We start from the raw sequence: 12453 nt of genomic DNA, 5'->3' as shown, positions 1-12453 counted from the left end.
GCATTTTATATATGATGTTGAAAGAAGATAATCTTGCACTCATAACTTACATGCTTTTATATCACATACCAATTTGATAGAATATATATAAGTCTTTAATTGCATTTCGAAAGGATTGGATAAAATGTCAAAAATTAATTTAATGAAAGCAACAGGTCTTATCGGAGGCATAGCTGCAGGTTCTTGGCTTATTACAAAAGCTACTAGTGAAGTTAGACCTCGCAAAATCAAACCATTCTTTACTCAACCAGCACCTTATATTTTCGCTCATCGAGGTGGGATGGCTTTAAGACCAGAACATACCCGTCTAGCTTTTGACCATGCATTAAAATACAATGTAACTGGTTTTGAAATTGATGTTCGTTTAACAAAAGATGAAGTCTTAGTTGTTACACATGACGAAACGGTAGATCGAACAAGTAATGGTTCTGGCTTAGTAGCTGATCACACTTTAGAAGAGTTACGTCAGTTTGACTTTGGATATCACTATAAAGATATCAACCATGAACATCCTTATAGAGGCGATGAAAAAGCCAAAATCGTTACGCTTAAAGAATTATTAACAAAATACCAAGATGTGTTAGTAAACATCGATATCAAGGACCATCCTGAATCTTATGCTGGAAGTTTAGCACCTTCACACTTATTCCGATTAATATCAGAATTAAAAGTTGAAGATCGTGTAAATATTACAAGTTTTTATGATGAACAAATAGAAAGATTTAATTTATACGCTCAAGATACTATTTCATTAGGTACAGGACAAAACGAAGTAACAAAAGCATATACTGCTTATCATTCTGGTTATGGACATGTTTACCAACCTAAAACTGATACATTCCAAATTCCTGTAAATGCAAAAGGTCTTCCACTTGATTCAGAAGGCTTTATTCAATATTTAACTTCACTGAATATTGCCGTTGGTTATTGGGTTATTAATCAAATAGATATTATGGATGACTTAATTCAAAAAGGTGCACATACTATCGTTACAGATAGACCAGATACAGCGCACTTTTTAATTAAAAAACAATATTAAACATAAAACAGTCCGAGACATTTATATATGCCTCGGACTGTTTTATTAAGAACAACCGCATGAACCGCCTGTTGAACATCCTCCACCGTGACTCTCACTAGTAAAGAATGGATTACCTGTATCTACTTTAACATTGTTTGATATAGAATAAGATACAATGCTTACAACTTCATCCAATAAATTCTGTAATTCTGTTTCTTTAGTTTTAAAGTTGGAAACGACTGGGTGCATTTCGTATTCTCTCTTCTGCTGTCTTGTTTCTTTCATTACTCTATTATAATCAGGATGATATCTTCCAAACCTTAAACAATCATCATAGTGTGACTTGATTTGATCAAATTTCTTTCTTAAAATCTTTACTTCTAAATCTGTTTCTAATTTATATTTAGCTTCTCGATAAGCTTGGTAAATTTCTGATTCCATAATACAAGCACTTAGTTCATCGGATTGATCTAAAATATTAGCTGTTTCAACTGTGAACATCCCAATGACCTCCTTATTATTTATTATCTTTGAAGACAAGTGAATAATATTCTCGAGAATTACCTGCACCAAATTCATCGTATTGACTTCCAAGTAATTTCTCTCTATAACTGTTGTTGTTCAACCAACTATTAACAAGTGTTGGCATATCATAAAAATTATATGCTAAGTTTTGGTTGATAGCGTTATATTCAATTTTTTTATCATTGATATGTTTCATTATACCATCTTCTAAAGTTTTTACAGCCTCTTCTTCATCAACGTCACTATCAATCAAATCCGCTTCCATTTGAGTAATATAAGTTAATTGATCATTTATATCTAAAGGTGTTATTCCTTTTAATTCTCTATACTCATTTACAATTTCTAATAAAGTTAAATCTTTATTAATATGTGTTTGGAAATCTTGTTGATCTGCACGTTTTAATTTTTTATCTTTATTTGAAACTTTAGACATAGAAAATGGCGCTTGCTCAACAATTATGTCTGAATCCATAAATTGAACACCCATAACCTCATTTGTTTCGCTATCAATTAATACCTGTGCATAAACATCACCATATTTAACTAATAATTGAGTTTTGATGTCCCTTTCTGATAATTCAATTTGATAATCACCATACGAACTATTTATGTTTGGTTCCATATCTATGTTAGTACCATTAAATAATTTAGTAGCATCTTGTTTAATTTTAATTGGTGATACATCTACTTTTTCACCAGTTGCAAAAACAGATGACACTTTATTATTTTTGGTTGAAACTAAATAATAATGTTCCTTATTTTTAAAGACATAATTCTTTCTATCGTGCTCTGCCTTATATACCCTATCTGGTTGACCTAAATCTTTAATGACATCATCTATACTACCATAGACATAAGTCCCTACGCCCTCTTTCAGCTTAGCATTACCTGTGGACTTTTCAGCTTGTTTTTCATAGTAATTTTCACTTGCTTTATCATGTGAGTAGTTTGGGTTCTTTAAGACATCAAATTCTAATTTAGGAGAATAGAATAAATAAAAGAGTACAATGATTAAAATAGCGATTGCTATTACTTTAATGATAATATTCTTCAACTATTTACCTCCTCTTTTTACTCCTAATAATGATTATATCATTTTACAGTAAAGTTTTTAGTTAAATCAATTGAAATGTGAATATTTATGTTAAATTTAAATGTACATTGCAACATTGAAGCTTTTATCATAAAATAAACTTAAAGGTACTTAGAGGGAGGAAAATTACATGGTATTTGATAATACAGGTCTTGAAAAGGTTATCATCGAACAAGAACTATTGCAAGATGTTATGAATAAACATGGTTTTGTTGCAGGCGGACACTGGGACTATGAACGTATTACTTATGATTTTAAATATGAATTAAGTGAAGGCATATATTATTTAAGAGTTCCAAGTTATGCACTTAAAGGGGACGTTGGTGCAAAAAGTGCAACACTCCAATTGATGGATCCTTATTTAGGTAAACATTATTATCCAACTGGCGTTGAGTACGGTGATGATGAAGTTTATCCAGATAACTTAGTTGCTCATTGCAACTTACTAATTGAACGAATTACGTCAGATATTAAAGCTTTAAACACATTAAGTACACAATAGAAAACAACTTTGAACAGTAAATTAAGAGACGTGATTTTTTCACGTCTCTTAATTTATATCTACATCTAAAATTGAGAGGTACATTTATGAAAAAATGGATTAATAAACGGAATATAAGTATATTTATCATCGCAATATTAACAATTTTATTTATTTATTTTATCATCCCGATTTCTATACCTTTAATCACAGCGTTCATTATAGCGCTAGCTTTTAACCCACTCATTAAAAGACTAACTAACAAGATTAATAGTCGTAAATGGAGCGTTATAATTATATATACATCCCTACCAACAATAAGCGGGTTCATAATCTATTTATTTTTAACAAAACTAATAGACCAAATTGTACTATTCATTAAAGATTTACCTAATAAAATAAATAAATTAATAAAAGTAATCGAACAATATAACGACAAAATGAAAGCAGTATTACCTGATGAAATGGCAACTACCATTAACAAAGAATTACAAAATTTTGTCGCGTCTATGAGAGATTCTATTTCTCATTATTTTAGTGTTGAAAATATTACTGAAGTCGTTTCCTCCTTACCAGGATTCATAATTAGTCTAGTTGTCTTTCTCGTTGCATTATTTTTATTTATGCTAGAAATACCTAATATTCACAAATTCATAAAGAAGCATTTATACCCAAATACTTATACTCAAGTTATAACAATCTATAATAAAATAAGTCATTCAATACTTGGTATGATTACAGCCACAGTTATACTAAGTTTTATTACTTGGGTATTCACATATATAGGACTATTAATTATAGGTGTAGATTCTGCATTCATTATAAGTTTATTAATCTGGTTTATAGATATATTACCTATTGTAGGTGCTACAGGATTTACAATACCATGGGCAGCATACGCTTATATTGTAGGTGACCCTACTCTTGGCATACAACTCATTATTCTATCCATTGTACTACTCGTCCAAAGAAAAGTACTGGAACCTAAAATATTTGGTACAGGTGTTGGATTAACTCCTTTACCAACACTTATTTCTATGTTTATAGGATTAAAATTAATGGGATTCCTAGGATTCTTTATCGGCCCACTCATTTTAATTGTTATAAAAACAATATTAGAATCCGGTTTAATAAAAACAGACTTTAAAATATAAATTATAAAAGAGTGGGAAAGAAATCTCATTTTATTAAAAAGATTTCGTAGTCCCACCCCCGCAATGATGACTAGGTTAAAAAATTCGATATAAGTGCATTTTCACCCTAGTCAGCTACTGCCATTATAATGAATGAGGCTGAGACATGTATTTATGTCCCAGCCTCTTTGTTTTAATGGATTTATTGCTTAATCCCTTTTAGTTTACATATCAATATTCAATTTCTAGACTTATACTAAATTTAAGAACCAAGTATTGCTTTAATCATTGATGTCGTTTCTCCACCATGATAGAAAACATATAATAATAGATATACAGCTACGCCTGTAATTGCTGTAGAGAACCATATAATGGATGTTACTGGTCCAAATTTTCGATGAAGATCTAATTTATCTTTTAAGCCAAGATAAATTGTAATAATCCCCATGATTGCTCCAATCGTAGCTAAAGTAATATGGAATATTAAAAATAAAGTGTAGTAAATTTTAATATTGTCTGGACCACCAAAAGAGGTATTTCCAATAAATATTGTTCTACTAGCATAAATAGTAAAGAAAATTACTGCTGCTACTGCTGCTGAAAGCATGAATTTTTTATGTGTTTCAATTTTTCTTTGTGCAATAAAATACCAGCCAATAGCTACTAAAATTGCGCTCAATACTATAAATGTTGTACTAATTGTTGGTAATATAGGTAAATTCATGTTTTTACATCCTATCTAAATTGATTGTATAACGCTTTTTGTTCTTCTAATTTTCTTAAGCTATCTTCTGTAATTTGACTTTCATTTTTGCGTTCATATCTGAACCATCTTACAAAGATAACGTATAAATAAATACCAAATACAATTTCTTGCATCACCTTCATAATAACCCCACCAGTTTGTTGGTCTTCTAATGGTGAGAAGTTTGTAAAGTATTCAGGCCCTGAAATACCAGCCCCTTGAACAACACTGTTTAAAGTATCTGCTGGTACACATAGAGTCATAGCTCCTAACCATGCTTCTCCTGAAGTATATGTGTCATACATAGCACTATTACTAAATATAATTAAACCACATGACGGTGTCAATAGAACGCCTATAAAGAATATATATAGAATCTTTTTGATGTTAGTCATATGCTGTGCATCTGGTATATGCTTGTTGAAAATTGGATGCCACATAAACCAAGCACTTATAAATAGCAAAATAGTATACATGTCATGTAAAACGATATTTTGCTTTAATGTATCTAAAACAAGTGGAATATGATAGACAGAGAACAACCCGTTAAATAAGAAAATAGCTAACAAAGGCTTCGTAAATAAACTTACAATTTTATTTACTACAGGTAATTCTTCCACATATTTCACAATATACTCAGGTATTGCATAAAACATTAATGGTGCAATAATTAAAAATAATATGGCCATTTGAAGCATATGGAAACTAAAAATAATATGTGATAGTAAATCTATTGGCCCACCTTCAAGTAGATAGATTGCTAACATAAGTACAACAAATAATGTTGCTTCACCCTTTTTTAAAGGTCTTCCCCCTGGAATATCTTTATACCATTTACCACAAATCAAAAAGTATAAGATAATTACACATAATACGCCTATAAAAAAGAATGGTGTCCAATTCGCCCAAAAACCAAACATTGATATTGAAGTTAAACCACCCATCTTTAATACACTTCCTCATTAAGTCATTATCTTTATTATATGATTTAATAACCGCTTAAACAACCCAACTCAAAAATTAGTTATGACAATGATATGACCAATATAATACTTTTTACTATAAAATAAAGACCCAAAACTTATATAACAAAGTTTTGGGTCTTTAAATATTATTTATTTTTAACGAAAATAGGATCGCCTATCCAAACAATATAAATGAATGTTACAACGAATGATAATCCAAAGAATAAACCTACAACCATAAACAGTTTAGATACACCATGTTTTTCAGCTTTCATATGCATGAAATAATAGAATTGTAATACTACTTGAAGTACAGCTAATCCTAGTATTACAGGGATAACAAATTCTTTTGGTAATTCTGCAGCTACTAAAGCGAAGGCAACAAATGTAACAAAAATCATTATTGCAAAGTTAGTAACTTGCATACGCATTTCTTGAGTACTTTTACGTCTCTTGTATGATCTTAGCGCTTCTGCGTCATGATTAACTTGTTGATTCATATTATCCTAACGCTCCCATCAAGTATACTACTGTGAAGATGAACACCCATACTACGTCAATAAAGTGCCAATACAAAGCAGCAGTATTAAATTTGTGTGCATTATAAATACTTAATCCTCTTGCTCTGTTTCTAAGTACAAGTGCTGTTAACCACACTAAACCAATTATTACGTGGAAACCGTGTGTTCCTACTAAGAAATAGAATGCGCTACCGAAAGCACTTGAACGGAATGTATGACCTTGTTGAACATACTCAACAAACTCATAAATTTCTAAACCTAAGAAACCTAAACCTAAAAGGACAGTAATACCAATCCAGATAAATACACCTTTAGCATTAAAGTTTCTTAAATGATACAAAGCATAAACACTAGTTAATGAAGACGTTAATAATAACATCGTCATTACGAACGCTAATGGAAGATGGAACAAATCTTTAGCTAATAAGTGATCTTCACTTGGCACAGCATCTTTCAAAGCTAAGTAGGTTGCGAATAATGAAGCGAATAATGCGACCTCACCACCAAGGAATACCCAAAAACCAACTATTTTATTCTTACCTTCCATTGATGCTGTTTCAGGATGATCTGGCCAATTTTCAGCTGTAAATTTTACTTCTTCATGTGCCATTAACGCTCACCCCTTTCATACTCAATTAACTCTTGTTTAGTTATATGATGACCGTGGTCATCTTTAAGTGATCTGTAAATCATGCTGCCTGCAGTAATTGCCAGACCGAAGATTAACACGTAAACTGCCCATGGTTTTTCGTTTAATCCTTTTACTGCTTCTAATGCCCATTCTTTACCATCAGCAAAGTACATTGCACCAAATGCAGCTACGAATAAACCGAAAGCTTGTAAAAATGGTATGAATGAGTTGTTAGGCATGTGAATATCATCCAATGATTCAGCAGGTAATATTTTTCCATCGCCTTGTTTTTTCTCAATCCAAAGAGCATCTAAACCACGAACTAAAGGTACTTGCGCAAAATTATAATGTGGTGTCGGAAGTGGTAAAGCCCATTCTAGTGTACGTCCGTCGCCCCAAGGATCTCTTCCAACTTTTTCACCTTTAGCTAATGTCGTAATAACGTTTATTGTTTCAACAATTACAGCGATTGCCATTAGCAAAGCACCTATTGAAGAAACTAAGTTAGGAATATCATATCCTTGTCCTGGTAAGTATGTAAATACTCGACGAGGCATTCCCCATAGTCCTAAGAAGTGCTGAATTAAGAATGTTAAGTGGAACCCAGTGAAGAAGAACCAGAATCCAATTTTACCTAATGTTTCATTTAACATCTTTCCAGCTATTAATGGGAACCAATAGTGTAAAGCTGCTAATATGGCAAACACGACACCACCAACAATTACGTAGTGGAAGTGAGCAACAATAAAGTATGAGTCATGTAATTGATAGTCAGCAGGAGCTGATGCTTGCATGACACCTGTTACCCCACCCATAACGAATGATGGAATAAAGAATAATGCATATAGCATTGGCGTTGTAAATTCAACACTACCACCCCAAACAGTTAATAGCCAGTTGAATATTTTAACACCGGTTGGTACGGCAATTGCCATTGTTGCAACTGCGAATATAGCGTTAGCTACTGGTCCTAGGCCTACTGTAAACATATGGTGAGCCCAAACCATGAATCCTAAGAAACCGATTAAAACAGTAGCAAATACCATTGCAGAATAACCGAATAAACGTTTCCTAGCAAATACAGGTATAATCTCTGAGAATATACCGAAAGCTGGTAATACTAAAATATATACTTCTGGGTGTCCAAATATCCAGAATAAATGTTCCCAAATTATTGTGTTACCACCTTGTGAAGCAATAAAGAATGACGTTCCAAACATTCTATCGAATATTAATAAGAATATACCGATAGTTAACGGTGGGAATGCGAATACGATTAATGTTGAAGCAACAAATGTTGTCCATGTCATTAGTGGCATACGCATATATGTCATGCCAGGCGCTCTCATATTAACAATTGTAGCAACAAAGTTAATACCAGCGATTAAAGTACCTGCACCAGAAATTTGAAGTCCTAGTGCATAGAAGTTAATACCATGTCCTGCAGATTCAAGTGACAAACTTGCATAAGATGTCCAACCTGCATCTGGAGCTCCACCTAAAATCCATGATAAGTTTAAGAATATTCCTCCAAATAAGAATAGCCAGAAACCTAATGCATTTAAGAATGGAAACGCAACATCTCGAGCACCAATTTGTAATGGAACAACTGCGTTCATATAACCGAATAGTAATGGCATTGCGGCCAAGAATATCATAGTTGTACCGTGCATCGTAATGATTTCATTAAACAGTCCAGCTGAAACAAAGTCGTTCTCTGGCACTGCTAACTGGATACGAATCAACATTGCTTCTATACCACCGATAGCAAAGAATAATCCTCCAGCTAATAAATATAAAATAGCAATTTTTTTGTGGTCGACTGTTGTTAAATAGTCCCAAATAGTCGATCCAAACCCCTTTTTACTTTGAGTAGACACTAGAGTAACCTCCCTTTCAATTCTTACTTATCAACTTTTCGTTCCATTAAGTAGGCAGATAAAGCATCGATATCTTCATCAGAAACTTTATATTGATCAGTCATTTTATTACCAGGCTTAATGCTTTCAGGGTCTTTAATCCATTTTTTAAGGTTCTTTTCATCATGGTCTAAATATCCAGCAATTAGATCACGGTCACCAAAGTTTGTAAGGTTAGGACCTTTAGCTTTCTCACCTGTTGGCGTAACAGCATGACATCCAGCACATGATTTATTAAATACCTTTTCACCTTCTTTAGCTTGACTAGATGTCGCAGCTACAGGTTTCTCAACAGATTTCATATCTTTAACCCATTTATCAAAATCATCTTTAGGTAGAGCTTTAACTTTAAAGTCCATTAAAGCATGTGAAGGTCCACATAACTCAGCACATTTACCGTAGAATAGATTTTTAACTTCTTTTGCTTTATCATTATTAAATTCTAAGTAGAATTTATTAACGCCTTCTACGTTAGTATCTAATTTACCACCAACTGCTGGCACCCAGAATGAGTGTTTTACGTCAGCTGAATGTAATCTGAAGTAAACTTTTTGATCAGTTGGAACAACAAGCTCTTGACTGGTAACAATTTTTTCATTTGGATAACTAAATTCCCACCAATAAAGATTAGCAGTTACATCAATAACAAGCTCTTTACTCTTACCTTTTTCGTCGACTTTATCAATCGCTTTAGTATCACCTAGTGAGAATGTAAGCATCACTGTAGGTATAGCTAAGATAATAAGTAAAATAACAGGAATGATTGTCCATACTAATTCTAATTTGTGATTACCTTCTACGTCTTTAGGAACAAAATCTTCACCTAATTTTTTACGACGGAATTTAATCATCGCAAGTAAGAAAATAATAACGACTACAATAATAACAAGTAACATAATGCCTATTGAAAGCATTAATAAAAAGAATTGTTTATCAGCGACTTCCCCTGCCGGGCGAAGAACTGATAAATGTGGTTGACCACAACCTGCTAGAACAAACAGCAGGGCGATAAGTAAACCGAACATTTTCGTGTTTTTTAAACGTGTCTTCATTCGTTTAACCCCTCTTTCATGCATTCATTCATATTTAATTATATTAATTGTACGACAGTAACAATGACTGTCATAACAAAGAAAATAACAAGGTAATTTAAAGAAAAAACAAACATACTCGTAGCCCATTTTGATTTGTTAATTTCTTTTTTAAATCCAGATAAAGCTAATAGTAACCAAGCTATATTAAGTAATGAAGCAATAACTACAAAAACAGTACCTAATTGCGCCATTAAGAATGGTAAAGGTAATAATAGCACTACCCATAACAACATACTTAAGCGTGTTCTAGTAAAGCTTTTGACTGCTGGTAGCATTGGTATTTTCGCTAAAGCATATTCGTCTTTTCGACGATAAGCTAATGCATAGAAGTGCGCTGGTTGCCAAGCAAATAATACTAAAAATAGCGTCCAAGCAAGTGGACTTAATGTTTGATCAATGCTTGCCCAACCAATCAATGGTGGTATCGCGCCAGGAAAACTACCTATTACAGTATTCCAAACTGTGTGTCTTTTAGACCAAATTGAGTATAAGACAACGTATCCGAAAATCCCCAGTAATCCAATAATACCTGTAGGAATGTTAATCATAAATAATAAGATCTCACCTACTATCATTAAGCCAAAGCTTAATTTAAGTAAATTATTGTTACTAATTCGTCCATTAACAGTTGGTCTTTTTTGTTTAGATGGCATGATGGAGTCGATATCTTGGTCGTAGTAATTATTGATCGCACAAGCGCCACCCATAATGAGTGTAGAACCTACAATCATTAATAACACAACTGGCAAGCTGTGGAAGAAGTTGAAACCACCAAATACAATCGCAAGCCAAGCACCCGCAAACGCAGGTATTAAATTCCCTTGAACAAGTCCCATTTTAATGATGGCTTTAATTTCATATAACGTTAGACGACTTTTATCTATATCTTTTTCGGACGTCACACTATATTGATTTTGTTGCAATTTTGACCCTCCTTCCGTTATCTCTCACATATATATTCAATGATATATGAAAATTGTCACATAATCTATACATTTTTGAAACAAAATTTTGACATTTTTATACTTCCCTAAAATTTGAGTTCATTAAAAAGTCATTATTGTGTAACATTTACAATGGGTATTCATTGTTATACTATAGATATTAGTGTTTAAATTAGAATCGTATTAATATAATAATTATTGTTAATACGTCTTTCTCTTAAATTCTATCATATTTTTTAATATAAATAAGGTTTATTTTAGAATAAAGCCCATTTTATATTAGTTTAAATATGGATTATAATTTTATTAGAGGTGTTCTTATTGTTTAATGACAAATTTTTAAAATGGCTAGCTACATTAGCAACAATTGTTATGCTGTTTGTGCAGTTAGGTGGCGCTTTAGTAACCAAGACTGGTTCTGAAGATGGTTGTGGAAGTTCTTGGCCATTATGTCATGGATCTGTTATACCATCGGACTGGCCAATTGAAACGATAATTGAATTAGCCCATAGAGGTGTATCAGGTTTAGCACTTATTCTTGTCGCTTTATTAGCTATTATTAGTTGGATAAAATTAGGACATATTAAAGAAGTAAGACCTTTATGTATCACAAGTATAGCTTTTATATTATTACAAGCACTTATTGGAGCTGCCGCTGTAATATGGCAACAAAATGATTTTATACTTTCATTACATTTCGGAATATCTTTAATCAGTTTCGCATCCGTCCTATTACTAACACTAATTATTTATGAAGTAGATAAAAAATTCGAAGCAACTAGTTTAGTGATAGATAAACACTTAAAAATACACACGTATGCCGTAACTTTCTTTATATACTTTGTTATTTATTCAGGTGCGCTTGTTAGACATGCTAATGCTAGTCTTTCATGCTTAAGTTGGCCACTGTGTCATAGCGGTAGCACTGGATTACCACAAACATTTTATGAGTGGGTTCAAATGTCTCACCGAGCCCTAGCATTTTTCATATTTATATGGATACTGTATATATTCATTTACGCTTTCAGAAATTATGCTAAATATCGTGTAATTAAGTACGGTTGGACTTTAGCATTTATACTAATTTGCTTACAGGTTACAACAGGAGCGTTGTCTATATTTACAAGAGTTAATATATTTATAGCATTGTTCCATGCATTGTTCATCACAATGTTGTTTGGATTACTATGTTACTTCATAATGTTGATACTTCGTTCTAAACGACGAAATCAATAAATAATAGAATTTGCTTTATATTTTAAGCAAACAAAAAAGCACGTACCTATGAAATGAAGTGAACCCTGTCAAGTAGACAACTAAATAATAAAAATGTCTTTTTGGTCAAATTCATAGCTAAGCTATGGATTTGGCCATTTTTAAT

At 32.3% G+C, this 12453-nt stretch carries 13 protein-coding genes; 4 read left to right on the top strand and 9 right to left on the bottom strand.

From position 1 onward, the window contains the following. Positions 1-124 precede the first annotated feature (124 nt). The gene (locus LQ615_RS07460) at positions 125-1039 is read left to right on the top strand and encodes a glycerophosphodiester phosphodiesterase family protein (RefSeq protein ID WP_103268819.1); all 915 of its coding nucleotides are present in this window, start codon (positions 125-127) and stop codon (positions 1037-1039) included. Between the two features lie 45 nt (positions 1040-1084). Here LQ615_RS07460 and LQ615_RS07455 read toward each other — a convergent pair whose 3' ends face one another. Then, positions 1085-1522 carry a YlbF/YmcA family competence regulator gene (locus tag LQ615_RS07455; RefSeq protein WP_017000503.1) on the bottom strand — a complete coding sequence of 146 codons (438 nt, stop codon included), beginning with the start codon at positions 1520-1522 and terminating at the stop codon, positions 1085-1087. A 16-nt stretch (positions 1523-1538) separates the two neighbouring features. After that, positions 1539-2600 carry a CAP-associated domain-containing protein gene (locus tag LQ615_RS07450; RefSeq protein WP_017000502.1) on the bottom strand — a complete coding sequence of 354 codons (1062 nt, stop codon included), beginning with the start codon at positions 2598-2600 and terminating at the stop codon, positions 1539-1541. Positions 2601-2769: 169 nt separating this feature from the next. On the opposite strand from LQ615_RS07450, the gene LQ615_RS07445 reads away from it, so the two are divergent. Further along, a complete protein-coding gene (locus LQ615_RS07445; RefSeq protein WP_103268820.1) occupies positions 2770-3141 on the top strand; it encodes a YugN family protein in 372 nt (123 codons plus the stop codon). A gap of 86 nt (positions 3142-3227) precedes the next feature. Beyond that, complete coding sequence (gene ytvI / locus LQ615_RS07440; RefSeq protein WP_103268821.1) at positions 3228-4274, top strand: sporulation integral membrane protein YtvI; 1047 nt, start codon at positions 3228-3230, stop codon at positions 4272-4274. Between the two features lie 241 nt (positions 4275-4515). Here the strand turns inward: ytvI and LQ615_RS07435 are convergent, their stop codons facing one another. The 7 genes from LQ615_RS07435 to cyoE form a co-directional block, all read right to left on the bottom strand. Then, positions 4516-4977 carry a DUF420 domain-containing protein gene (locus tag LQ615_RS07435; protein WP_017001115.1) on the bottom strand — a complete coding sequence of 154 codons (462 nt, stop codon included), beginning with the start codon at positions 4975-4977 and terminating at the stop codon, positions 4516-4518. 11 nt (positions 4978-4988) lie between these two features. Further along, on the bottom strand, positions 4989-5942 hold the full coding sequence (gene ctaG, locus LQ615_RS07430; RefSeq protein WP_017001116.1) for a cytochrome c oxidase assembly factor CtaG: 954 nt from the start codon (positions 5940-5942) through the stop codon (positions 4989-4991). Between the two features lie 167 nt (positions 5943-6109). Further along, the gene (locus LQ615_RS07425) at positions 6110-6463 is read right to left on the bottom strand and encodes a cytochrome C oxidase subunit IV family protein (protein WP_017001117.1); all 354 of its coding nucleotides are present in this window, start codon (positions 6461-6463) and stop codon (positions 6110-6112) included. A 1-nt stretch (position 6464) separates the two neighbouring features. Further along, entirely contained in the window at positions 6465-7094 is a 630-nt protein-coding gene (locus LQ615_RS07420; RefSeq protein WP_017001118.1) for a cytochrome c oxidase subunit 3, read from the bottom strand. Continuing rightward, on the bottom strand, positions 7094-8995 hold the full coding sequence (ctaD, locus tag LQ615_RS07415; RefSeq protein ID WP_017001119.1) for a cytochrome c oxidase subunit I: 1902 nt from the start codon (positions 8993-8995) through the stop codon (positions 7094-7096). Before ctaD ends, LQ615_RS07420 begins: the two co-directional genes overlap by 1 nt. Positions 8996-9018: 23 nt before the next feature. Then, positions 9019-10086: a cytochrome c oxidase subunit II gene (gene coxB, locus LQ615_RS07410; RefSeq protein ID WP_017001120.1), complete on the bottom strand. Its 1068-nt coding sequence runs from the start codon at positions 10084-10086 to the stop codon at positions 9019-9021. Between the two features lie 38 nt (positions 10087-10124). Continuing rightward, positions 10125-11030 (bottom strand): heme o synthase, encoded by a 906-nt coding sequence (cyoE, locus tag LQ615_RS07405; protein ID WP_026023743.1) that lies wholly within the window; start codon positions 11028-11030, stop codon positions 10125-10127. A 363-nt stretch (positions 11031-11393) separates the two neighbouring features. Here cyoE and LQ615_RS07400 point away from each other — a divergent pair, with 363 nt between their 5' ends. Further along, the gene (locus LQ615_RS07400; RefSeq protein WP_017001122.1) at positions 11394-12308 is read left to right on the top strand and encodes a COX15/CtaA family protein; all 915 of its coding nucleotides are present in this window, start codon (positions 11394-11396) and stop codon (positions 12306-12308) included. Positions 12309-12453: the final 145 nt, after the last annotated feature.

It is taken from the genome of Mammaliicoccus sp. C-M13, from assembly GCF_022386845.1.
In the GTDB taxonomy this organism is placed as follows: Bacteria; Bacillota; Bacilli; order Staphylococcales; family Staphylococcaceae; genus Mammaliicoccus; species Mammaliicoccus lentus.
Note: the sequence above shows the minus strand (reverse complement) of the source record. Positions and strands in the feature narration are given on the sequence as shown.